The 22,589-nt window shown below is 42.2% G+C and carries 21 protein-coding genes, 3 tRNA genes and 1 pseudogene; 16 read left to right on the top strand and 9 right to left on the bottom strand.

Translation table 11 applies throughout. The features are described 5' to 3' along the window. Positions 1-14: 14 nt before the first annotated feature. The 4 genes and pseudogenes from RJ01_RS02810 to RJ01_RS02795 all read left to right on the top strand — a co-directional run bounded on the left by RJ01_RS02810 (position 15) and on the right by RJ01_RS02795 (position 3,655). Positions 15-662: a hypothetical protein gene (locus RJ01_RS02810; protein ID WP_034169987.1), complete on the top strand. Its 648-nt coding sequence runs from the start codon at positions 15-17 to the stop codon at positions 660-662. 22 nt (positions 663-684) lie between these two features. After that, positions 685-1,666 (top strand): annotated as a pseudogene (locus RJ01_RS02805) (2-hydroxyacid dehydrogenase). 85 nt (positions 1,667-1,751) lie between these two features. Next, entirely contained in the window at positions 1,752-3,194 is a 1,443-nt protein-coding gene (locus RJ01_RS02800) for a M48 family metalloprotease (protein WP_034169986.1), read from the top strand. A gap of 101 nt (positions 3,195-3,295) precedes the next feature. Further along, complete coding sequence (locus RJ01_RS02795; protein WP_034169985.1) at positions 3,296-3,655, top strand: hypothetical protein; 360 nt, start codon at positions 3,296-3,298, stop codon at positions 3,653-3,655. An 80-nt stretch (positions 3,656-3,735) separates the two neighbouring features. Here the strand turns inward: RJ01_RS02795 and RJ01_RS02790 are convergent, their stop codons facing one another. Beyond that, positions 3,736-4,182, bottom strand: a complete 447-nt coding sequence (locus RJ01_RS02790) for a GatB/YqeY domain-containing protein (RefSeq protein WP_034169984.1) — start codon at positions 4,180-4,182, stop codon at positions 3,736-3,738. 33 nt (positions 4,183-4,215) lie between these two features. Then, positions 4,216-4,431: a 30S ribosomal protein S21 gene (gene rpsU / locus RJ01_RS02785; protein WP_001136722.1), complete on the bottom strand. Its 216-nt coding sequence runs from the start codon at positions 4,429-4,431 to the stop codon at positions 4,216-4,218. A gap of 146 nt (positions 4,432-4,577) precedes the next feature. Here rpsU and tsaD point away from each other — a divergent pair, with 146 nt between their 5' ends. From tsaD to RJ01_RS02765, 3 genes are all read left to right on the top strand, one after another. Beyond that, a complete protein-coding gene (gene tsaD / locus RJ01_RS02780; RefSeq protein WP_005235100.1) occupies positions 4,578-5,594 on the top strand; it encodes a tRNA (adenosine(37)-N6)-threonylcarbamoyltransferase complex transferase subunit TsaD in 1,017 nt (338 codons plus the stop codon). A gap of 205 nt (positions 5,595-5,799) precedes the next feature. Further along, the gene (locus RJ01_RS02775) at positions 5,800-6,756 is read left to right on the top strand and encodes a sensor domain-containing diguanylate cyclase (protein ID WP_034169983.1); all 957 of its coding nucleotides are present in this window, start codon (positions 5,800-5,802) and stop codon (positions 6,754-6,756) included. A gap of 488 nt (positions 6,757-7,244) precedes the next feature. Next, on the top strand, positions 7,245-8,288 hold the full coding sequence (locus tag RJ01_RS02765; protein ID WP_034169981.1) for a hypothetical protein: 1,044 nt from the start codon (positions 7,245-7,247) through the stop codon (positions 8,286-8,288). 56 nt (positions 8,289-8,344) lie between these two features. Here the strand turns inward: RJ01_RS02765 and RJ01_RS02760 are convergent, their stop codons facing one another. Continuing rightward, complete coding sequence (locus RJ01_RS02760; RefSeq protein ID WP_005235104.1) at positions 8,345-9,217, bottom strand: ATP-binding protein; 873 nt, start codon at positions 9,215-9,217, stop codon at positions 8,345-8,347. 193 nt (positions 9,218-9,410) lie between these two features. Between RJ01_RS02760 and RJ01_RS02755 the strand changes: the two genes are divergently transcribed. The 5 genes from RJ01_RS02755 (at position 9,411) to RJ01_RS02735 (ending at position 12,154) form a co-directional block, all read left to right on the top strand. Continuing rightward, positions 9,411-10,919 (top strand): DUF3336 domain-containing protein, encoded by a 1,509-nt coding sequence (locus RJ01_RS02755; protein ID WP_034169980.1) that lies wholly within the window; start codon positions 9,411-9,413, stop codon positions 10,917-10,919. Continuing rightward, entirely contained in the window at positions 10,909-11,730 is an 822-nt protein-coding gene (locus RJ01_RS02750) for a protein kinase (RefSeq protein WP_005235111.1), read from the top strand. The genes RJ01_RS02755 and RJ01_RS02750 overlap by 11 nt, the downstream gene beginning before the upstream one ends. A gap of 107 nt (positions 11,731-11,837) precedes the next feature. After that, positions 11,838-11,922, top strand: a tRNA-Leu gene (locus tag RJ01_RS02745). Between the two features lie 33 nt (positions 11,923-11,955). Beyond that, a tRNA-Trp gene (locus RJ01_RS02740) sits at positions 11,956-12,029 on the top strand. 40 nt (positions 12,030-12,069) lie between these two features. Then, positions 12,070-12,154: transfer RNA gene (locus tag RJ01_RS02735), tRNA-Leu, on the top strand. Between the two features lie 145 nt (positions 12,155-12,299). Here RJ01_RS02735 and RJ01_RS02730 read toward each other — a convergent pair. Then, on the bottom strand, positions 12,300-12,503 hold the full coding sequence (locus RJ01_RS02730) for a hypothetical protein (RefSeq protein WP_004786362.1): 204 nt from the start codon (positions 12,501-12,503) through the stop codon (positions 12,300-12,302). 419 nt (positions 12,504-12,922) lie between these two features. Here RJ01_RS02730 and RJ01_RS02725 point away from each other — a divergent pair, with 419 nt between their 5' ends. Further along, positions 12,923-13,195 carry a hypothetical protein gene (locus RJ01_RS02725; RefSeq protein WP_034170064.1) on the top strand — a complete coding sequence of 91 codons (273 nt, stop codon included), beginning with the start codon at positions 12,923-12,925 and terminating at the stop codon, positions 13,193-13,195. Between the two features lie 18 nt (positions 13,196-13,213). On the opposite strand, the gene gloB is transcribed toward RJ01_RS02725, so the two are convergent. Continuing rightward, the gene (gloB, locus tag RJ01_RS02720; protein ID WP_034169979.1) at positions 13,214-13,948 is read right to left on the bottom strand and encodes a hydroxyacylglutathione hydrolase; all 735 of its coding nucleotides are present in this window, start codon (positions 13,946-13,948) and stop codon (positions 13,214-13,216) included. 120 nt (positions 13,949-14,068) lie between these two features. After that, positions 14,069-14,653 carry a flavin reductase family protein gene (locus RJ01_RS02715; protein ID WP_005235115.1) on the bottom strand — a complete coding sequence of 195 codons (585 nt, stop codon included), beginning with the start codon at positions 14,651-14,653 and terminating at the stop codon, positions 14,069-14,071. A 116-nt stretch (positions 14,654-14,769) separates the two neighbouring features. Between RJ01_RS02715 and RJ01_RS02710 the strand changes: the two genes are divergently transcribed. Together RJ01_RS02710 and RJ01_RS02705 are read left to right on the top strand one after the other, a co-directional pair. Further along, entirely contained in the window at positions 14,770-15,591 is an 822-nt protein-coding gene (locus RJ01_RS02710; protein WP_005235119.1) for a PhzF family phenazine biosynthesis protein, read from the top strand. Positions 15,592-15,732: 141 nt separating this feature from the next. Continuing rightward, complete coding sequence (locus tag RJ01_RS02705) at positions 15,733-18,498, top strand: pitrilysin family protein (protein WP_034169978.1); 2,766 nt, start codon at positions 15,733-15,735, stop codon at positions 18,496-18,498. A gap of 271 nt (positions 18,499-18,769) precedes the next feature. On the opposite strand, the gene RJ01_RS02700 is transcribed toward RJ01_RS02705, so the two are convergent. Together RJ01_RS02700 and RJ01_RS02695 are read right to left on the bottom strand one after the other, a co-directional pair. Beyond that, positions 18,770-19,834, bottom strand: coding sequence for an amidohydrolase (locus tag RJ01_RS02700; protein ID WP_034170063.1), 1,065 nt, complete (start codon positions 19,832-19,834; stop codon positions 18,770-18,772). A gap of 107 nt (positions 19,835-19,941) precedes the next feature. Beyond that, positions 19,942-20,337 (bottom strand): DUF3144 domain-containing protein, encoded by a 396-nt coding sequence (locus RJ01_RS02695; RefSeq protein WP_005235124.1) that lies wholly within the window; start codon positions 20,335-20,337, stop codon positions 19,942-19,944. Between the two features lie 110 nt (positions 20,338-20,447). Here RJ01_RS02695 and RJ01_RS02690 point away from each other — a divergent pair, with 110 nt between their 5' ends. Then, positions 20,448-21,080, top strand: coding sequence for a hypothetical protein (locus RJ01_RS02690; RefSeq protein ID WP_004786345.1), 633 nt, complete (start codon positions 20,448-20,450; stop codon positions 21,078-21,080). A 19-nt stretch (positions 21,081-21,099) separates the two neighbouring features. Here the strand turns inward: RJ01_RS02690 and RJ01_RS02685 are convergent, their stop codons facing one another. Then, a complete protein-coding gene (locus RJ01_RS02685) occupies positions 21,100-22,554 on the bottom strand; it encodes a CYTH and CHAD domain-containing protein (RefSeq protein ID WP_034169977.1) in 1,455 nt (484 codons plus the stop codon). Positions 22,555-22,589 lie beyond the last annotated feature (35 nt).

Below are 22,589 nucleotides of genomic sequence, written 5' to 3'. Positions count from 1 at the left end.
GTGATGAAGAAAAGATGATTGGGCATCAGCGTGACATACTGGCAACATTAGGAATAGATATCTGGATTCCCAAGGGCGACGTATGTCAGCAGTATCAGGTTTCGATCTGGCGTGATCAGGCCCCAGCAGAATTGCATAGCGAAATCATCCTGCCACAACCGACTCAGATTACTCCGGTAGAAAAAGCTCCTTTAGTCGCGCCTGAGCCCGTTACAGTTGAAGCAAAAGCTGAAGCTAAAAGTGAAGCGCCAGTAGTTGTTGCAACAATTCAGGAACAGCGGGAAATTCTGCATATTCCGCCATTCAACTTACAAGCTTTAAGCTTGGAACATTGCACGATTGTCATCGATGCCACAGAAATGACCGGGCAAACCCAGCTTTTATGGACCAACATCCAGCGTGCCCTGCAAAGTGAATTTTATGAACTGAACTGGCCATTTCCTTGGGTGAATCTGCAAGATGGTCGAGGTGTTGAATCTTATATTCAAGGTTTTCTGGACATGATGAGCCTGGAAAAAAATATCATTTCCCTTGGCTCTATTCGGCATGTGACACATAATAAAATGATTCAACTGGCATCTTTACAGGAAATGCTGGATCAGCCAATACATAAAAAACGCTTATGGCAGTTTATGCAAAACAGGCCAGCGAACTCAGATTAATATTGATGTGGAATAGGGACATATGAAACAAAAAGTGATTGTATTCAGCCAGATCGATCAGGATGTCCAAAAAAGACTCGAACAAAATTTTAATGTAGTGACCTTACAGCCGAAACTGGGCAATGTGCATGAGCAGTTGCTGAAACATGTGCGCGATGCCGATGGCATGATTGGGGCAGGCCGACTGCTCAATCGCAATAATCTGGCACCAGTAACCCGACTTAAAATCATTTCTAGTGTCAGTGTCGGGTATGACAACTATGAAGTTGATTATCTGAATGAAAAAAATATCTATCTGACCAATACCCCCCCATGTCCTGACTGAAACCACGGCAGATCTGGGATTTGCGCTATTAATGGCAGCTGCACGCAAAGTGGCTTATCTGGATCACTGGACCAAGCAGGGACAATGGCACCGTACAACACGTGAAGCACAGTTTGGTGTGGATATTTTCGGAAAAACGCTGGGGATAATCGGCCTAGGGCATATTGGGGCAGCAGTTGCACGCCGTGGATTTTACGGTTTCAATATGAATATTCTGTACCATAATCGCAATGAAAAACCGGAATTGGCTCAAGGCCTCAATGCACAGTATTGCTCTCTGAATGAACTTTTGCAGCGCTCAGATTTCGTGGTGGTTACCGTGGATTTAAATTCTGAATCAAGAGCTCTGATTGGAGCAGAACAACTGGCACAAATGCAGCCACATGCGGTGCTGGTGAATATCTCCCGTGGGTCTGTGATTGATGAGCAGGCTTTGATCGAAGCCTTAAAAGCCAACCAAATCTTTGCTGCGGGGCTGGACGTTTATGAGAAAGAACCTTTAAAAGAATCAGAATTATTTGAGCTGGATAATGTTATTACCTTGCCTCATGTCGGTTCGGCCACAGTGGCAACACGTCGAAAAATGGCTGAGCTGGCTTATCAGAATCTGGTCGATGCACTTGAAGGGCGGGTGCCACGCTATGTGGTGAATCCGCAAGTGATTGGTTCATCTAAGTAATATTAAATAACATTTTCCTGCATCTATGCTCATTTTTCGATGCTATATTCGAGACAGGTTGAAACTGAATTTTAGAGATTTTTCATTGAAACGTTTGGTATTGGCGTGCGGGTTAAGTCTGTGTGCAGCAGCAGGACATAGTGATAATGATTATTTTAATCAGCCTGCTGCACAATTTTCTGTACCGGATATTGGTGCGGGCGTCGGATTGATCGACCAGCAAAAAGAACAAATGATTGGTGAAAAGGTCTATCGTCAAGTCCAGAAACAAATGCCTGTGATTCAGAATCCATGGCTTGAAGATCAGTTACTTTCCATATTTTCCCAAATTCTCAGTCAGACCAAATTACAGCAACCGATCGGTTTAATGGTAATCAATGATCCGCAAATTAATGCCTTTGCGGTACCTGGTGGGTTATTTGCCCTGAATGCGGGTTTGATTAATTCTGCTCGAAATACGGATGAAGTGGCAGGGGTGATGGCACATGAAATTGCACATGTCACACAACGTCATTACAGTCGTTCGCAAGAAACCTTTAAAGGACAAGGACTGTTGGCCCTGGCAGGGATTCTGGTGGGTGCATTAGTGGCTTCACAGGCAGATGGTGATGCAGGTGCAGCAGTGATGATGGGTTCTCAGGCAGCTCTACTGGATCAGCAATTAACTTATAGCCGTAATCAGGAACGTGAGGCGGACCGGATCGGCATGCAATATATGTATGCTGCCGGATACAGTCCGCACAGTATGGCGGATTTCTTTGAAGTGATGCATCGTTCCACTAGCCGTTTAAGCTTTATGCCTGATTTCTGGCTGACGCATCCTCTAACTACTGAGCGTATGAGTGAAGCACGTTTGCGCGCCAATCAGCTGCCTGCGGTTAAGCGTAATTTAAATGATCAGGATTTTGAAATCATTAAATGGTATACACGGGTACTGTCACGTCAGACTACTGAACAACAGCTCAACTTAATGGTGCAACGTAATGATTTTCCTGGTCAGCTCGCTTTAACGGCTTATCAGCTTCAACAGGGAGATTTTCAGGCGGCACAAACCGCACTGGATCAAGCCAAAAAGCACAATAAAATGCATCCTTTGCAGGTGTTATTTCAGACTGATATTTATCTGGGGCAAAATCAGCTGGATAATGCGCTAAAAAGCATTAGTTCAGCCGCACGAATCATGCCGGAAAACCGTGCTTTAAATTATAAATATGCCGAAACCCTGATTCGTGCCAAACAACCTGATCAAGCCAGATCCATTGTACAGCGCTTTTTAAATAGCAATACCCGTGATGTTAGTGGCTGGAGATTAATGCAACTGGCAGCGAATGCAGCACCTGATTCATCAATAAAAGCCGCCAACGTCTTGCGTTATCGTGCCGAAGTAGAGTACTGGTCAGGCTATGAAGAAACTGCGATTAAATCCTTAATACATGCTCAACGCATCAGCAAAAATAATCAATCTCTGTCAGCAACCATTGGTCAACGTTTAAAACAGATGCAGCAAACGCGACAGTTTAAAATTTAAGTCTATTTTTCTAATGATTTTTAGCTTCAGTAGATATAGCCGAAGTTTACTAAATCACGCTACAATCCGGACAAAGCTAAGTTGTCTATTTTAATTATTTTATGAAAAAAATATTATTGGGTTTATGGATATTGGGGTGTGGCGGAAATATATTGGCGGCTAGTGCGGCAGAATACGTGCAGTGCGTTGAGCAGATTAACGCTGATTATCAAAAAGAATCACGCCAGTTTTTAAAAGGTTTAAATCCACAGCAGCAGGGTTTTAGCGCATCACAGAATCAGCAGTTTTGTGCGATTGTGCAGCGTTATGTGGATCGCTTATATAAAGCGGCAGACCAGAACCGAGCTTATCTGGATCGTCAGTATCAAAATGTAGGCAAGCAGGATGTCATACTGCAGGTAAAATCTTCAAAAGAGATGCAGTTGCTGAAACGTTATAATGTAGACTGTAATTTACAGTAAGAATAAATAAGAAAATGCTGAGAACTGTCCGGAATGGAGGCAGTTCAACGCAGATTTAGATTTGAAATAGAATGGTGAAATTAAGCAAGTTTTGCTTTAATTTTTGCTGAAACTTGTGCAGGATCGGCGCGCCCGGCTATGAGCGGACGCAGAGAATTCATCACCTTACCCATATCTTTCATGCTAGTAGCTTGTTGCGCTTCAATTGTTTGCGCAATCAGGGAATCAAGTTCTTCCTCAGTCATAGCTTCTGGTAGAAATTGAGAGAGAACCTCAACTTCGGCTTGTTCCTTACTAGCTAAATCATCTCGACCAGCGCCTTCAAAGGCTTTGATCGATTCTTTACGTTGTTTAATTTGCTTTTCAATGACCGCAAGAACTTGAGCGTCGTCAAGTTCTTTACGCTCATCGACTTCGATTTGCTTAATTGCTGCTTGCAGACTACGAATGACCGTCAACTTTGACATATCTTTGGCACGCATGGTGGCTTTCAATATGTCAGTAATCTGGTTTTTTAAAGTAGTCATTATTTATTCCAAGCAGTCAATCACAAATTAATCTTAGTAAAGGCGAGTAGTACGTACTGATTCACGTGCCAATTTCTTTTGGTAGCGTTTAACAGCAGCAGCTTTTTTACGTTTACGTTCTTGAGTTGGTTTTTCGTAGAATTCACGTTTACGAACGTCAGCAAGAACACCCGCTTTTTCGCATGAACGTTTGAAACGACGGATAGCTACGTCTACTGGTTCGCCTTCTTTCAATTTAACTTGTGGCATGAAGAATCCTCATTAAGTTATGGATAAGATCAGGGCCGAATTGCCCTCGATCACAAGTGAAGGTCAGTATTTTACTCATTTACATCTCATATCACAAGTCTATAATAGTTGCTGCAATATATTTGATACAGGTTATAGGCAGTTTAATGATCGTTTTAGGCTTGGAAACGTCGTGTGATGAAACAGGACTTGCGCTGTATGACAGCGAGTTAGGTTTGCGCGGACAGGTGCTGTACAGCCAGATTAAACTGCATGCTGAATATGGCGGCGTCGTACCAGAACTGGCTTCGCGTGACCATGTGCGTAAACTCATTCCTTTACTGAATGAACTGCTTGAACAAAGTGGCATCAAAAAATCAGAAATTGATGCGGTGGCTTATACCCGTGGTCCGGGCCTGATGGGCGCATTAATGACGGGCGCACTGTTTGGTCGGACTTTGGCCTTTGCCTTAAATAAACCGGCGATTGGTGTGCATCATATGGAAGGTCATATGCTGGCACCATTACTTTCTAAAACGCCACCGAAATTTCCATTTGTGGCATTACTGGTGTCTGGTGGGCATTCACAGCTCATGGCTGCTTATGGTATTGGGCAGTATGAATTACTCGGTGAATCGATTGATGATGCGGCGGGTGAAGCATTTGACAAAGTTGCGAAGATGATGGGTTTGCCATATCCAGGTGGCCCGAATATTTCCAGACTGGCTGAGCAGGGCAATCCGAATGCATTTGCTTTCCCACGTCCAATGCTGTATCAAGGCCTAGAGTTTTCATTTAGTGGTTTAAAAACTGCAGTTTCTGTTCAAATGAAGAAACTCGGTGAAGAAAGACATGATGCTGATATCGCTGCGAGCTTCCAAGAAGCTATTGTCGATACTTTAGTGAAAAAATCAGTGAAGGCATTGAAACAGACTGGCTTAAAACGTCTGGTCATTGCAGGTGGTGTAAGTGCCAACAAGCGTTTACGTGAACGTCTGGAAGCTGATTTGGCGAAAATCAAAGCCACCGTGTACTATGCAGAACCTGCATTGTGTACCGATAATGGTGCGATGATTGCCTTCGCGGGTTATCAACGTTTGAAAGCCGGACAGCAAGATGGTTTGGCTGTGACCACAACCCCACGTTGGCCAATGACAGAATTGACGAATCCGACAGAGGCATAGATTTCTGGCTTGAAGAAAAGAGACTTAGGCCTCTTTTTTTATTGTGAATTTTTAAATGAAAACTTATAGCAACGGTATGTTGTAAATATATAGTTTTATGGCTGGATTTAGAGCTCGTATATTCTATTGAAACCGGAAAAATAGTTTAATAGCTTAAGTTTATATCATGCATATTTTTACAGGTTCGCAGCAGAGGCAATCTCGGATGGAAATTATAAATTTCAAAAGTTTTCAGGATGCTGGAGAGGCGGTGTTAAAGTTTTTGCATCAGCATTTTGGCTTTAATTTATGGATGATCACCCGGGTAGAAGGCCAAGACTGGATTGTGCTGCAAAGTGAAGATCATGGTTATGATATACGACCCGGTCAAGTGTTTCAGTGGGCTGATTCTTTTTGTTCTCATATGGTCGCAGGTAAGGCCCCGAGAATTGCCCCCCGCTCTGAAGAAATTCCTTTATACGCCACAGCGCCGATTAATCAGCAGGTCTGTATAAAATCTTATATTGGTCAGCCACTCCTTAAAGAAGATGGCAGTTTGTTTGGAACACTCTGTGCGATTGATCCAGAAACCAAATCGGAAGCTATTTTGCAAGATATGCAACTGATCGAGTTATTGGGACAATTGCTCAGTTCGATCTTGCAGGCAGAATTGCGTCAGAGTGAGCAGATAAGACAGCATGAATTATTGCAGGAAGAAGCCAGTAAAGATGAATTGACCGGGCTCTATAATCGCCGGGCCTGGGAAAAACTGCTGCGAGCTGAAGAAGAGCGTTGCAAGCAATATGGTCATCCCGCCGCTGTATTATTTATTGACCTGAATGACCTAAAAAAGGTGAATGATAGTTTGGGTCATGATGAAGGTGATAAGCTGATTCAAAACGCGGCTCAAGTATTACGAGATAATGTACGGATCAACGATATTGTTGCCCGTTTAGGTGGCGATGAGTTTGTGATTCTTAGCGTGGAAAATGATGAAACGAGTACTGAAAGTTTAGTGGATCGTTTAATTAATGCCTTTGCAGCAGCAAACATTGGCGCAGCGATTGGTATGGCGATGCGTCATCCTGGTCATGGTTTATTTGCAGCGCTCGCACAAGCGGATCAGAACATGTTTGAGTATAAGCGTCGGAAAAAATCCAGTGAATCGAGCAATCTAAAATAATTCACGCTTTAAATCTTCTATAAGTGATTAAGCATCTCATATCATGAAAATGATTATTTTCTATGCTCTAAAGTCATCCTATCTTTCAATATTCTCTTTCATCGCCATGTATGAAAGTTGAACATGATTCTCCATAAAAAGAAAATTCAATCCATCTTTAACTTAACCATTACAAATTTTATAAGCTTTGTTGCAAAGTTAATCGATCTAATTAAATGCGCTTTAAGTGTGTTGAAAAGTGACTCTGGTAAGGAACAAGATTCAAATAAGCACTTCATTTCTTATGATAATTGTTGTTTTAAATATAAATTAAAATTACAGAGTTAATCCTTAGTTTATTAAAAGATAAAGCACGATCAGAGTGTAAGAAATACTGTCCAGAAAAAATATCATCGACAGGTAGTGGGTTTGTATTGTGCAGTTTTAATACGCCCATATTTCATTCTCATTGAATAAAAATGCAAAGAAATTCTAGGGAATAAAATTTTATGAAAAAGCAGATGTCATTCTTTGGGCTGGTATTGGTTTCAGGCTTGCTTACCGCATGTGGTGGCAGTGGAGGTAGCTCAGACAATTCTACAGTGACCACACCGCCAAATGTTCCAGAGGAGAGTATTTCTCCTGAACTTTCAGAAGAATTTATTCCTTTTGAGGATCGCGATATCATTGAGAAAATCCGCGACAAAATTAACAATAGCGCCAGTAATGATACGGACTATAACGTTGCGTTAGGTCATATGATTGGTGAGGTTTTTGCGGATTATCCTTATGGACGCACGAGCCGTATTATCAAGATTTATAATTTGGGTGTGAACAGCATCAAATATCCGAATCTGATCTGTTCTGAAGTGAATACCAATGGTGCAGTGAAAACTTTTAAATTAAAAACCGATAAAAATAACTGTATTGTTCTGGATAAAACCTATCGCAAAGATTCAACCATTACCCAGACGGTCAACGGTGATACTACGACCTTGACCTTTAGCAATGTACGTTATGGTTCCAATGTTGATTTTAATCTAAAAGATGATTATCTGATTTCAGGTACGATTGTTCATACCAAAAGCAAAAACAATTTGGGTGCATTGGAAAGCTATAAAATTGACTGTCTGGAATTTCAGCGTGTAGCGGAAGACAAGAATGTGGGTAAATCTGACGCCGAGTATGATGAGCTGAGCAAGGAATACTTACTGGTACGTAATTATAACTATAGCCTTGTAGATGACTATGGTAGTGGCAGTAATGGTATTCGTACCTTAACCAGCAGCGGCAGCATTATTGGTCAGCCAAATCTGGCGGATTACCGTTATAGTTTTGATTTTAATACGACTACATCATTCAAGATGGACGAAACGGTGTTAAATAATTATAAGCATCTGCCGAAAGAGGGCGTGCTTAAAATTACTGACAGTTATGATCAGGTGATTGAGGTCAAACAGAATCAGCCTGAATCCTTAAAAGCGACTGTCTATTTCAATGGCAGTGAGCTGGATGATCTGTTGTGGTCTACGATTATTGGCAATAAAAAATAAGAACTAACCTTATAAAAAAAGCTCCATTAAGGAGCTTTTTTTATTTGGGGAAAAATTTACAGAGAATTTAACTGCTGCGAACCAATCCAGTGTTTAGAGAACTGATAGGCTGCACGGCCTGAGCGTTGGCCACGCGCCTGACACCAGCGCAATGCTTCAGCACGGGCTTCAACTGTCATTTGCATATCTGCCTTTTTCAAATAATGCTCAACGATTTCCAGATACAGGTTTTGATCCATTGGGTAGAACGACAGCCATAAACCAAAACGATCCGACAAGGAAATTTTCTCTTCAATGGCTTCCTGTGGATGTAACTCTGTATATTGCGGTACATCTACTTTGGTCACCGGGGTATTTTCATGCATGAATTCCGGTAATAGATGACGACGGTTACTAGTCGCATAGATCACAAAATTACTGGAACCGGACTGTAATGAGCCATCTAAAACACTTTTTAGACTGCGATAGTTTTCATCTTCCGCATTGAAGGCCAAGTCATCACAATAGACAATAAACTTTTCCGGACGACCGGCGATCAGTTGCTGAATTTGTGGAAGATCTGACAAATCATCACGTTCAATTTCAATCAAACGTAGACCCTGATCTGCATATTCAGTCAACAAGGCACGCACGATCGAAGATTTGCCTGTACCGCGAGAGCCAGTGAGTAAGACATCATTGGCAGGTAATCCTTTTAGAAACTGCAAAGTATTCTGAATGACTTTTTCTTTTTGTCGCTCAATGCCTTTTAAATCTGCCAGTTCAATCTGTTTAAGCTGGTGAATGGGTTTGAGTTCTCCAGCCTGCCATTTATAGGCATAAGCAGAAAAATCAGGACTTTGTTTTAATTCAGGCAGGCTTTGCTGGAGCTGGAGAAGAACAGTAGAAAGAGCATTTAAGATATTGTCAGGTAAATCAATTTTCGCCATGATTTGAGCAGTACATTTACAATTATGGCTAGAATACTATCACTGTAAAATTCACAGTCAAAGTCTGGAAAGTGTGATAATTTGCCTAAAGTGGTGAATTTTCGTTATTGTAGTACAAAGAAAATGGATGCCTGTTTTTTGTTCATGGCTGCAGAATGTCTGAAAATTACAATATAGATAGGGAAGAGGGCAGATGCTGTTTAAAGATTTTACTCAGGATATCAATCCACATCAGGCCTATCGTATTAAAAAGCTGAAGCAGCAATTGCAGCAGGCTGAAACTTACGAAGAATGGAAATATATTGCCTTAAAGATCGACGAAGAATCTGGGGCACAAGAATGGAAATTGGATAATAGTTCACCTTATTTTGATGCCGAAGTGATTGCGCATCGACTGGGGAAATTAAGACGTTACCGTCAGCAGAAACGCACTCGCGACCTGATGTATATCCTGCGTGAAGGGCTGAGTTACGATATTGCCAATATCTCCCATCCTTTATTGTTTACCGTCACTTATGTCGGCACTAAAAAAATTATTGAAGATTATGTAGAAGAAGTCAGTCTGGGCTTGGCTTATATTGCTTCTGCACAATGTACCTGTCTGACTCTTGAAGAGAAAATTGAATATTTTGAGCACTGCCAACGTGCTTATGGTCAGCCAGCTTTAATGTTCTCGGGCGGTGCAACACTCGGCTTATTTCATACCGGTGTATGTAAGGCGCTAATGGAACAGGATCTGTTACCTCGAGTGATGTCGGGTTCTAGTGCTGGTGCAATTATGACCGCTATGTTGGGCGTCTCCAAACCCGCACAATATGTGGATATTTTAAAAGGTCATAACTTTTTCCATGAAGCATTCCATTTCCGTACCATGAGTGAATTACTGAAGGGTAATGGTGGTCTGGCGGATGTTAAATACCTGAAAAAATTCCTGATCGAAAACTTGGGAGATATGACCTTTGAAGAAGCATTAAAAACTTCGGGTCTACATATTAATATTGCGGTCGCACCTTATGATGCAGCGCAGGATGCCCGGATCATGAATGCCTATACCTCTCCAGATGTACTGGTCTGGAGTGCGGTGCTGGCATCTTGTGCTGTGCCAATTTTGTTCCCGCCGGTACGTCTCACCAGTAAACGCCACGATGGGCAATATACGCCTTATATGGGCGCAACATGCTGGGTAGATGGCAGTGTTCGTAGCGATTTCCCGCAGGAGAAAATGGCGCGGCTGTACAATATCAATTACACCATTGCCAGTCAGGCCAATCCACACATTGTGCCTTTTATGCAGGATGATATTTCACGCTTCCGTAAAGGGACATTAAGCTGGCCGAAACGCATTGTACGCCGTCAGAGTGTGGTATTTACCAAAGGGATTATGGATTTTGCCCGTGAGCATGCGGGAAGTTTGCCGCCAGTCCGCCGTTTGCTGGATCATGGTTATGGCGTGGTGGATCAGCGTTACTATGGCGATGTGAATATTGTGGGTAAATATAGCCTGCGTCATTATAGCTATATGCTGCAAAATCCTCGTCCGCATTTATTCAAGGTGTTGCAGCGTGAAGGTGAGCGGGCGACCTGGCCAAAAATCTCTCTGATCGAAACTCAGGAGCGGGTAGGTAAAACTATTCAGCATTGTCTGGAACTGCTAAATTACCAGCATGCTCCAGATGCCAAGCAGGAATATATTGTTACTTAACCCCGCCAAACTGCATCAGCTTGATTTTCAGCTTAAGACCAAAGCCCGAAGTCTGGGTTTTGGTCGCCGTCTTTATTATCTAGAATTTAATCCTGAGACCGGGTCAGCATTGTGGTTAAAAACCCAGAATCTGGATTCAACGGCTATTTCTCACTATGCCCAGACTGGCTTAAGTCATGAATTGGATTTTTATGAAGCTTATGGTGAGCAAGAAGGGCGGACTTTCATGCTTCCGCATCAAACTATTCGAAAGCCGTTTCAGATTGGAGATGAATCTTTCAAACTGGCTTTGATCCTGCCTGATGCACCAGCACATTTTGAGGTATGCCCTAAGCTGTTTTCAATTCAAGAAGTCCGTCAGCATATACTACGGGCATTAGAAACGTTGATAAGCTTACAAGAACTCGGGTATCTGCATGCTGATCTCAAACGAGAGCATTTTGTCATTTATCAGAATCGGGTTTGTTTGATTGATTTTGAGCAGGTGCAGCCCCTCAACACTACCAGCCAAGCAATGAACGCAACGCCTCGTTATATGGCGCCCGAATTGTTCCAAGGGCAAGCCAAGTCGCTACAGAGCGAAGTTTATGCGCTGGGTATCATTTTTTATGAGTGGCTTACAGGGCAACGTTTAGAAGCGACAGATTATCAAGATTGGGCATTATTGCATTGTCAGCATTTTAAACCTGAGCTCCCTGCACAATATCAAGCTTTGCAAAGCCTGCTACAAAATATGCTTCGAAAGCACTCACAGGATAGATTGTCTGATTTCAAAGCCGTAAAACAGGCCTTACTTACTGAAATTGCATGAGAAAAATACAATAAATTGGATATTGTTTTTTATTTAATCAAACGAGTGGTTTTTTCTCAAAAAGAGCTTGTCAGGTGAAATTGATCCCTATAGTATACACAGCCATCGGGGACGTGGCGAAATTGGTAGACGCACTGGATTTAGGTTCCAGCGCCGCAAGGTGTGAGAGTTCGAGTCTCTCCGTCCCCACCAATTTACTTAAGAGATTGAGTAAAATGGCCGAGTAGAGGATTGGTGTAATGGTAGCATGACGGTCTCCAAAACCGTTCGTCAAGGTTCGAATCCTTGATCCTCTGCCAAAGTTTGAAAAAAAGTCCAACACAAAGTTGGTACCCTGATGGGGACGTGGCGAAATTGGTAGACGCACTGGATTTAGGTTCCAGCGCCGCGAGGTGTGAGAGTTCGAGTCTCTCCGTCCCCACCATCAAAAGAGACAAGGTTGATGCCTTGTTTTTTTTTGCCTGAAATTTTATAAACGAAAAAAAGCCCATCGAAATGGGCTGATTATAGGAATAATAGAATTTTACTCAAATAAAAGGGTAAATCATGAGTGCATTGATTAATTAAATTTAAGCTTTCAGATGATCTTCAAACTCCTCACCCAGCTGCATGGCCAATGCATTACCTGAAAGATCGCAGGTCACCAGACCATATTCTTTTTTAAAACTGAAACTAAAACCACGATTATCTGCCAGGGTGCGAACCGAATACCCCAATTTTTCTAACCAAAGTCTAAATGCGAGAACGTTTTTTGCTTTAACCACTTTTTTCACGAGATAACTCCTTCATCAGTTAAATCATAGATAAGGGTGAGAATTTTCGTTTTAAAGGGCAAATACCCTTATTTAAATTAATTTAATTGAATTTGTGGATTTAATGAACAAGATAATATAGACGAAATATAAGGTTTTTCATCTAAGTCTATGTTTTTTATTATTTTCAAGATGTTGTAACTAAATATTTTAATTTTAAGCCTAAATAATTTTTTGAATAGTTATTAATATTCAAATATTTAAATCAATAATTGTTTATATATTATTCATTTTAAATTAGGAATTAGCGTGGTTTGAAGTTTTAGAGTTTGAATAAGGCTGAAAAAATATACAATCTAGTAAAGTTTCCGAGTATTCAGATCATGGTGTTAGGCTCAGCCCTTTATACTGTCATGGATATAATTTAAATAAGATTGATGATGACTGAATTAAATATTGAACAGTACGTCAAACAGCAAATTGAACTTATGCAGCAACAAAGGCAGGAGCCGGTTGCTGTGATGCTGGGTCATGAAGACTGGCTGGATTTTTCGGTACAGTCCAAGGTGGCGTATACGCCATTCGGTAGTGCGCGTCGTTATCAACCTGCTTTGGGTGGATTATTGCTGGTCAGGATTGATGAAATGAATGCGGTACGAGTGGTCACCCAGCAAGAACTGGATGACTATGCTCAGAAGCATCAGCTGCTCTAAGCTCTAAGCAGCTATAGTTTAAAACGAGTCTTTCATCACGCGTAAACGTTGAAACTCTTCGACACTGTCTGCGCGTAAAAAAGGATTGGTTTCCAGTTCTGCTGCAATAGTACTGGGTAAGGTGCATTGCCCAAGCATGCGCATACGCTCAACCTGTTCGAAACGTTCCAGAATTGCTGGATTATCCGGTTCTACATGTTTGGCAAACTGTGCATTCGACAAGGTGTATTCATGCGTGCAATAAACCTGGGTACGTGGCGGTAGGGCAGCCAGGCGAGCCAGAGAGTGGTACATCTGCTGATAAGTACCTTCAAATATCCGTCCACAGCCCATGGCAAACAGGGTATCGCCACAGAACAGCACATCAATAGCATCCAGGAAATACACGATATGGCCTAGGGTATGCCCCGGTACGGCGATAATCTGTACCTCAACACCATGAAAACTGAACTGGTCGTTATGTTCAAGTGGATGGTTAATAAACGGAATTTTTTCCAGCTCAGCTTTTGGGCCATATACCGGTAATGATTGCTTTTGAATTAAATCTGGAACACCAGCGATATGATCTTTATGCCAGTGGGTGAGCCAGATCTGACTCAGCTCAAGCCCGTGTTCGGCGCAGTAATCCTTAACTAGCTCAGCTTCAGTGGGGTCAATGACCGCGACCTGATGCGTCGGTGTATGTTCAAGTAACCAGATATAATTTTGTAATGAGTTTTTGACATCAATACAGTGGATTTTAAACGGCATCATAAGACATCAGACCAAACAGATATTATGGATAAAGTAGCATAAATTCAGGCAATCTGACTGTGGTCAAAGCTGCCTGTTTACAAGAATTTTTTATATGATTTGTTTAAAAAGATCAGTCATTTATTCTGCATCTTTGACTGTGACGGCTTCGCCAATGGTATAGAAGTGGCCACCGGCGACATGATGAATACTTTTCCATTCTTCGCTGACTTCATGATAGTACCAGTGCCCATTACGGAACACCCGATCATCGGCATAAGCCGCAATGACCTTACCAATAAACAGGTCATGGGTCTGCTGGTTATGTGGCTCGGAAATCAGCTCACATAAAATCCAGGCGGCACAACCTTCTACAACTGGGATCTCTTGATCTGCGAATTTGAATAACTGCACACCGGACTGCTCCAGTTTGTCTGGGTCATTGTACAGACTCAATGTTCCCAGGCTATAGACCATTTCCAGCTGTTTGAGGGTGGGAATCTGCAGTGCAAAGTTGCCAGAATTTTCAATTATTTTTCGGGTCTTGGTGCTTTTATCCAGCACTACGGTGACTTTTGCTGGACTGAATTCGAGTGCACATGCCCAGGCAGCGGTCATGACATCAGTGTCTTGCCCATCATTGGCAGACACCAGTACTGTTGGGCCGTGCGTAATCAGGCGATAGGCTTTTTCTAAAGGTACAGTTTGAATATGTGAATTGTTCATAAAGAACCTTAATGAGTGAAAAGGGAGAAAAATAAATCATCTGATCCACAGCATATAAAATTCCCCTTCTGGAAAAAAGCTTTTAAACTAAACACCTACATACAGGAGTAAAGAAAATGAAAATGTACCAGGTGGATGCTTTTACGACGGCTCTATTTAAGGGAAATCCTGCTGCAGTCATCGTGCAGGATGCTTGGCTGGATGATCACCTGATGCAGAATATTGCCCTGGAAAATAATCTGTCTGAGACCGCTTTTGTCAAAGTGCTGGATGCAGAAAATTATGAAATTCGCTGGTTTACACCGACCAAGGAAGTGGATTTTTGCGGACATGCCACATTGGCCAGTAGCTTTGTACTGTTCAAGGATTTTAGCTCTGCAAAAACCATTTATTTTCATGTCAAAGATTTAGGTATTTTTACAGTACGCCAGGATGAAGATGGCAAAATCCGGATGAATTTCCCAATCCGTCAGCCTGAACTCATTACAGAATATCCGGAAGCCTTAAGACAGGCGCTGACGAAGCCTTTTAAAAATGTTTATCTGAATACACAAGGTTATATTATTGAATATGAATCAGTGCAGGATGTGCTGGATGAGCAACCCAATATTGAATTGCTGAAGCAGCTGAATGGAAAAAGAACCGCGATTACAGCGGTGGGTCCATTACTGGATGTCGCGATTACCGCTGGCGATACTCAATATGATTGTATATCACGTTATTTTGCACCAAGTAACGGGATTAATGAAGATCCGGTCACCGGTTCAATTCATACCGGGATTGCACCGATCTGGGCGGAGAAATTAAATAAAACTGAACTGGTGGCTTATCAGGCCTCTCAGCGTGGTGGTGTATTATATTGCGCATTAAAAGAACAAGACCGCATTGAAATTTCTGGTTATGCCAAACTGTTTATGCTGGCCGAACTTTATATTTAATTAATATATTCAATAAAATACCGTGAAATTGCGCGGTATTTTATTTGGCCTCTTATAAAATAGACTATTCATAATAAAGACTTTTCTCTAAGATCAGAGTGACTGTAAATAAAAATTCACACTTAAAAATTTGGATGAACAATGCAAATATGCTTTAAACGTTTAAGCTTGGCGATTTTATTATCTGGCTGGACAGCGGCCAGTTTTGCACAGCCGGTATTGGTCAAAACAGAACAGAATATCGAAGAATATCGACTGGAAAATGGCTTAAGAATTATTCTTGCGCCCAATGATAAAGAAAATAAAGTGTTTATGAATACGGTTTATCTGACCGGTTCACTGAATGATCCGCAAGGCAAAGGTGGTCTGGCACATCTGCTTGAACATTTGGCATTTAAAGGCACTGAAAATGTAAAGGGAGATGAGTTTCAGCGCCGTCTGGATCAATATACCTTAATGACCAATGCCAGTACTGACTATTACTCAACCAAATATACCAATGTGATTCGTCCTGAGCAGACTGCGGTCAATGAAGTAATTTTCCTTGAAGCTGAACGTATGGATAAGCTTGTCCTGCAAGAAAAGTATGTGCCAACTGAAATTGATATCGTGAAGCGTGAGCGTGAAATCCGTCTGGATCAGCCATTTTCCGTGCTGATGGATCAGGTATTTAAATCAGCTTATGGCAATCAATATCTGGGACGATTACCGATTGGCGATTTGAACGAACTGCAATCGATCAAGATGCAGGAGCTGAACCAGTTTTATCGTCATTGGTATGCACCTAATAATGCCCTCATGATTATTTCAGGCAAATTTAATAAGGCAGAAGTGCTGAAGCAGATTGATACCCATTTCAGCCCGATCCAGTCCCGCAAAGTGCCTGAAGCGGTAAAAGTGCCTGCGCTAAAACCTGAACAGATCAAACAGCGTGAATTTACCGTGCAAAAGGGTAGTGATCTGGCCAAATTTAATATTTATCTGAACCAGTCAGAAGAAAGTATTAAAACCACGCTGGCCATGTCTCCAATCTTATATACCTTGCAACCTAGCGGACACCTGTATCAAAGTCTGGTCGAGACGGGTAAGACCACTACAGTGCAGTCTATGACCTGGCTGGATAAAGATTTTAATCTGGTGTTTATGGGTGCCATCTATGCGCCAAATCATCAAGTCAAGCATGTTGAGCAGGGCCTGATTCAGGGTGTAGAGCAGAGCCAGCCATTTAACGAAACCGAATTAAACAGGGCTAAAAGTCTAACCCGAAACCAGGCGGACAATATTAAAAATAGCGCAACCGCTTTAGGTTCGCGTTTAAGTGAATATGTAGTGGCTTATTCAGGTGACTGGAGCCAGTATTTTAAAGATCTGCAAGCCATAGAAAAGCTGGATGTCAATCAGATCAATCAGGTGTATAAGGCATTCTTTAAGCCAGAATATCGTATTTCTGGCAATATCTTGCCGACACCAGAAGATCAGAAAAAAGCACAGGAGCTGACCCAGACTGAAGTGCCAGCTCAAACTCTGGACCAGCAGGCTGAAGCAGCAGAACCGCTGAAAGATGTCAGTGTCTATCAGGCAGAAGTAAAGCAGTATGTGGCGCAGTCCAAGCAATATTTGCAGGCCAAGGACAAACAGATTCAGCGTGGCAAACTGAAGAATGGCATTAAATACGCTTTATTCCCGACCCAGACTCAGGATGACAAAGTTTATGCCACTATTGCACTTAATTTTGGTACGGCACAAAGTTTGTTCAATAAAGGCGAGATTCTGGATCTGACAGCTTACTTACTGCTGCGTTCTTCTGAAACCCAAAGCTTGCAACAGATTGCCGATAAAATTATTGAGTCCGGTGGTTCAGCCACGGCCAGTTCCTCTGAAAATGGTATGAGCATTCAGATCAGTGCCAAAAAAGAGAAGTTTGAAGAATTTTTCCAGTATGTGCTGGATGTACTCAATAAACCGGCCTTTGAGCAGAGTCAGTTTGACCTGATTAAAGGACAAAGCCTATCTGCGTTAGACCGTCCTTATACTGAGCCCAATATGGTGGCAGGCCTGACCATGTCTCGCGCGACCGAGATTTATCAGCCGGGTGACCTTCGCTATCATTTTGAACCTGAACTGGCGAAAAAACAGATTCAAGCTGCTACTCGTGAACAGGTCGTAGCTTTATATCAGCAGTTCTTTAATACGCATTATGCCCAGATCGCAGTGACCGGGGAATTTAATCCGAAGTCCGTAAGTAAAGTCCTCAAAAATAACTTTGCGAGCTGGAAAGCTAAGCAGCCTTATGAGCGCTTAAGTGGTCAATATACAGTTTATCCGGCACAGAAAATCCATGCGTTGTCTGAACAGCGTGAGTTCGGTCATTATCAGGCTGTCATGACATTTCCTGTCGGTGCAGAACATGTAGATTTGCCTGCCATGCTGGTATTCCGACACATTCTAGGTGATTCACAGTTGTCTTCACGTTTAGCACAGGAACTGCGTGAGAAAAATGCGCTGGTTTATGGTTTCAGTGCCAATGCTCAGTATGATGAATGGATTGACTCAGGTGCATTAGGCATTCAGGCGAATTATACGCCTGGCCGATCAGCACAGGTGTCCCAAGCTGTGCATAAGGTATTGAATGAACTTTTGGCCAAAGGAGTAACCGAGCAGGAAGTTGAAGCAGCGAAAGCCACGATTTTGAAACAGCGCGTCACTGCACTGGAAGATGATCGCCGTATTCACAGCATGCTGATTCCACAACTGGAAAAAGATCGCAATCTGATCTATCGGGAAAAACGCGATCAGGCCATTGCCAAGCTGACCAAGGCAGATGTCGATGCCGTTATCAAAAAATATGTTAAACCGGATCAACTGGTTGAAGTCATGGCGGATCAGTATGGGAAAGCGGTGAAATAAACTCCATAATTTTTATAAGCCAATGACGGTATCTTTTCATTTTGAATCAGTGTTTAGATGTCTATATGGCTACTTTTGTTTCGGCAAAAGTAGCCAAAACCATTTGTCATTTGCAAAACTCGTCCACCACCTTCACGAAATAAATTTATTATAGAAGCCATCTTCTTACGATGTAGTCCTGCCTCAAACAATTGCGGATGACGTTTCCGCGTATCTATGACCATGAAAAATTTTAATCTACTTGTTGATTCAGTTTTACCCAATAAGACTTCTATAAGCGATAAAAGCGTTTCGCATTCTCATAAAAAACCGGCTTTACAGCATGTTCGTCATAGTTCTGCACAATATCGCTAAAGGCATCAATGATGGTGACCAGATCTGTGCTGACACGATCCATCGGGAAATTAGAAGCAAACATGATGCGATCTTTACAGAAACATTGTAAGGCATGTTGGATTAGCGGAGTCGCGAGCTGAATCAGTTCATCTTTTTTTGCCAGTTTTCGATCTAAATGAAAACGGTGACCGAGTACAGGCATAAACAGACCGGAGATTTTGCTATATACACTCGGGCATTTTGCCAGTTCAGCCAGGTCTTCTTTCCAGGTCTGAAAAATATAGTCTCGCTGCTGTGCTGTTTGTCCTGTTGCTTTACCGACTTTCCCAAAGATGCCGGCAGGTGTGCCCAAGTGATCCAGCACAATCGGCGTTTCAGGAAATGTTTTGGCCAGATGGGCCACATCAGAAATTTGGGTAGAATAAACCCAGGCATCAAAACTTAAATTGGCTTTGGCTAATTCCTCAAATCCTTTCAGAAATTTCTTATTGCAGTATAAATGCGGTTCATCGGTCCAGGCATGAATGCCTTTATCGGCATGGAACGATGCCATTTTACGAATACCACGTAATTTAGGCGAAACTTCCTGATGTAATTGCAGCAGCTGTTTAAAGTTTTTTTGACGAAGATCAGCTGTAGCCACAATGCCGCCTAGCTGAATATTCTGTTCAGCAAAAGGCAGCCCGGCAATAAACCTGGTTTCATTAACCACGCCAGTACCTTTATGCTCATGCCAGCTTGCTTCTATATGAACAATCTGTTCCACCTGATAATGACCGATGTCACGTTTATAATTTTCAGGTAGGTAAGGCGCGGTCAGATGTTCGGTCAGACCAATGGTATCGATCACCGCTTTGGGCTTGATCAGTCGCACCATTTTGTTCAGCAGTTTGGGATGTTTGCCAAATAATTTTACGGCTGAGGCTGCGGCATGCGGTGTGGTATAAGGGTCCCATTGATGAATATGCGGATCTATAATCGGAAAGGGCAGTTGTTGCATGATATTTTTGGTCATCGTTTAATTTTTATTCATTTTTTATAGGATGAATCCAGTATTAAAGTCAAATTAAAAATCAAAGATTTAAAAAAAGCCCCGTAGGGCTTTCATTAATGATCGTGGTCGTGTTGATGCTTGTTGGCATGAAACTCTTCATTACGACGGAAACGTAAATAGTTCTCAAACTGCTCACAGTATTCATCGTAGTTATCTTCCAGCATCATCTGAAATTGCTGCAAGATATAAGACATGACCTGATCTTTAGCGTCGCGCATCTCGTTGCCATCTTTGAAATTGTTGGCAGCGACCCAAGTATTAAAGCGGGCAGTACCAAACAGCATTGCGGCGCTGACTTGACCACGTTTTTCTGCCGGGTTTTCCTGAGAGCCTTTTTCTATACGGCTAAATTCGTTGGCCTGTTTAATAAATTCATCAGCACGTTCAAAGAATGCAGCATTTAACGCTTCTTCTTCGGTTACATCGGTTGCTTCAATCTTTTGAACCATGAATTTTTCCTGATAATAAAATCTTAATCACTAATTATAGGCAAAGCCTTGCAGAAACTAAACCTTTGCCTTAATCTAAAAATAGCCTAAGCAATAAAAATGTGAATCTCATGCAAGATGCAATTGCGGTACAGAGCCTGAAAAGTGATATTGCCTTATTGCGCCAGAATATCTGGCCACCGGCAAATCTGGCTAATGTTGAAGGATTGCCAATTTATTATGGCACCAAGTCGCAGGTCGAAGAATATTACAAGCAATGGCTGGGTCTGATTGAAAGGGCACAGGATCTGTTTCAGCCTTTTATGGAAGATGAAGTCCTGGATGCGATTCATTTGCCAAGTCATTTGAATTTGCCTTTATTCTATTTTCATGTAGACCGCATCCGGATTAATAAAACCCGTGCTAAAGAATCCAAGACCTTTCGTGGTATTGCCAGCCTGATTGAAAAATGTGGACAATTTGAACCGGAACAGATTCAGGCCATGCAACGCTGGCTAGACAGTGATGAGACGGCGGCTTTGGTGGCACATCGTGAATTTGTAGATCTGCGTACTTATGTGTTCCAGCATGGTCAAAGTGAATACACTCGGACTCGATTTTATGTGAATGGAATCGTCCTGAGTGTTGAACCACATTTTGAGCTGGTTGATGCCCGTGATAAGCCGCGTAAGCAGCGCAGCGATAGTTATAGCGATCCATTAGCCGATAACAATACCTGGAAAGTGTACGGCAAATATCGCTAGAGCGATTTTGCCTATTTATCTATTGCCAGAATGGTTTGGTGTGAGAAAATTTCTGTAACTGCTCGGCAGCCTGTTTCGACAGATGCTGCTGTTCTGCAGTAAGCCACCCGATGACAAACCATGCCTTGGAGTGTTTTTTGGCATAAGGTCTATACAGGCTTTCTGCGACAAACAGGTCATTATAATGACCCAAAGTTTCCTGTAAGGGTTTTAGCGCTTTCAGATATCTTTTAACTTCCTTTTCAGGAAACAGACTTTGCAGAAATTCCACATTATAACGCAAGCGTTTAACCCGCTTGCGGGTGCGATGGCGCGATTCAATATCCAGTTCCTGATAACTCTCTGCATCTGCACAGACTTTCTGGTGCAGTTTACTCAGTCCTTTACACAGGATTTTATGGGAGGACTTTTGCTGTTTTTCACTCTGATCCTGACTAAAACGTAATAGCTCCAGTATCAGCTCCATCGTGGTGGACTCTTTGAATAATTGGCTAATATCTGTCTGATCCTGTTGGGCTGGAGGTAATTGCAATACTGGTGAACCTGCCGCTTCTAGCTGAGGAAGCAGACTTTCAGCCAAAGCATCGCGATCCCGGGTAGAACCCAATTGCTGGAAGATATTTCGTAACTGATCCTGCCATTCCTCTGGCAAATCCTGATGATAGGGCTGGAAGATTTTTAAGGCACTGCGTAAACGCCGGATAGCGACGCGGGCCTGGTGCACATGGTCACTATTGTAATTCTCTAGCGCAATCGCCGTCGCATTAGGAAACAAGTGAGTCAGACAGTTGCTGATAATTTTTTGCAAGATATGATGAATATCGTCTTTAGCTGCGAGCTCTAAGGTTGTCTGATGCTGGACCGGAAGATCAGTTTTATTATTCAACAGGGCATAACCACGTTCAGATTTGCTGCGTACATCCAGCCATAACTGATAGCGTTGAATCCAAGGTTTAACAAAATCAATTAGGTCACTAAGTCTGCCACTTTTAAGCTCAAATTCGACTTCATAAATATCCAAAGTTTGGCTCTTAGAACGAATCTCACCTCTATCTAGTGCAATTTCAATCTGACTTCCTCGGTAATCTTTAACCCAAAGATCCCTCTCTACATCAGTTTCAAATTGTAGAGACAGAGTCGTATCTAGGGTGTGAAGTGCCTGTTTTAGAATCTTCCGAGCTTGTTTATGCTTGCTATAAACTTTTAAATCACACCTATCCGGTGCAGTATCCAATGCTTCTTCTAGTTCAAAGCGTTCAAACTGATGCTGGCTCGGTGCTTTTAAGGTCTGAAACCATTGCTGATCTTCCAGACGCTGCCGGAGTGCAATTTTGTGCTGCTGTAACTGCTGATCGGCAGTATCAAAGTATTTGGCACATAAATGATGTCGAGTCGGCCCGTACTGCTGAAAATCTTGTTCGAATTGGTGACGTATACTTTGCGGAATCTGGAATTTGAGTTCGATTTCTGCCATCGGGCCATTCCTTCTCGATGAAGCTCATAACAATC

It is taken from the genome of Acinetobacter sp. YZS-X1-1, assembly GCF_000804305.1.
In the GTDB taxonomy this organism is placed as follows: domain Bacteria; phylum Pseudomonadota; class Gammaproteobacteria; order Pseudomonadales; family Moraxellaceae; genus Acinetobacter; species Acinetobacter variabilis.
The sequence above is the reverse complement of the archived record's forward strand: the minus strand, read 5'-3'. Positions and strand labels throughout refer to the sequence as shown.

What these genes read in the sequence shown, in the direction of transcription:
- RJ01_RS02695 (WP_005235124.1), bottom strand. Translation starts at nt 20,337, where the DNA reads ATGGTTCAAAAGATTGAAGCAACCGATGTAACCGAAGAAGAAGCGTTA.
- RJ01_RS02795 (WP_034169985.1), top strand. Translation starts at nt 3,296, where the DNA reads ATGAAAAAAATATTATTGGGTTTATGGATATTGGGGTGTGGCGGAAAT.
- RJ01_RS02710 (WP_005235119.1), top strand. Translation starts at nt 14,770, where the DNA reads ATGAAAATGTACCAGGTGGATGCTTTTACGACGGCTCTATTTAAGGGA.
- RJ01_RS02775 (WP_034169983.1), top strand. Translation starts at nt 5,800, where the DNA reads ATGGAAATTATAAATTTCAAAAGTTTTCAGGATGCTGGAGAGGCGGTG.
- RJ01_RS02700 (WP_034170063.1), bottom strand. Translation starts at nt 19,834, where the DNA reads ATGCAACAACTGCCCTTTCCGATTATAGATCCGCATATTCATCAATGG.
- tsaD (WP_005235100.1), top strand. Translation starts at nt 4,578, where the DNA reads ATGATCGTTTTAGGCTTGGAAACGTCGTGTGATGAAACAGGACTTGCG.
- RJ01_RS02725 (WP_034170064.1), top strand. Translation starts at nt 12,923, where the DNA reads ATGACTGAATTAAATATTGAACAGTACGTCAAACAGCAAATTGAACTT.
- RJ01_RS02755 (WP_034169980.1), top strand. Translation starts at nt 9,411, where the DNA reads ATGCTGTTTAAAGATTTTACTCAGGATATCAATCCACATCAGGCCTAT.
- RJ01_RS02810 (WP_034169987.1), top strand. Translation starts at nt 15, where the DNA reads ATGATTGGGCATCAGCGTGACATACTGGCAACATTAGGAATAGATATC.
- RJ01_RS02705 (WP_034169978.1), top strand. Translation starts at nt 15,733, where the DNA reads ATGCAAATATGCTTTAAACGTTTAAGCTTGGCGATTTTATTATCTGGC.
- RJ01_RS02715 (WP_005235115.1), bottom strand. Translation starts at nt 14,653, where the DNA reads ATGAACAATTCACATATTCAAACTGTACCTTTAGAAAAAGCCTATCGC.
- RJ01_RS02690 (WP_004786345.1), top strand. Translation starts at nt 20,448, where the DNA reads ATGCAAGATGCAATTGCGGTACAGAGCCTGAAAAGTGATATTGCCTTA.
- RJ01_RS02685 (WP_034169977.1), bottom strand. Translation starts at nt 22,554, where the DNA reads ATGGCAGAAATCGAACTCAAATTCCAGATTCCGCAAAGTATACGTCAC.
- RJ01_RS02790 (WP_034169984.1), bottom strand. Translation starts at nt 4,182, where the DNA reads ATGACTACTTTAAAAAACCAGATTACTGACATATTGAAAGCCACCATG.
- rpsU (WP_001136722.1), bottom strand. Translation starts at nt 4,431, where the DNA reads ATGCCACAAGTTAAATTGAAAGAAGGCGAACCAGTAGACGTAGCTATC.
- RJ01_RS02760 (WP_005235104.1), bottom strand. Translation starts at nt 9,217, where the DNA reads ATGGCGAAAATTGATTTACCTGACAATATCTTAAATGCTCTTTCTACT.
- RJ01_RS02765 (WP_034169981.1), top strand. Translation starts at nt 7,245, where the DNA reads ATGAAAAAGCAGATGTCATTCTTTGGGCTGGTATTGGTTTCAGGCTTG.
- gloB (WP_034169979.1), bottom strand. Translation starts at nt 13,948, where the DNA reads ATGATGCCGTTTAAAATCCACTGTATTGATGTCAAAAACTCATTACAA.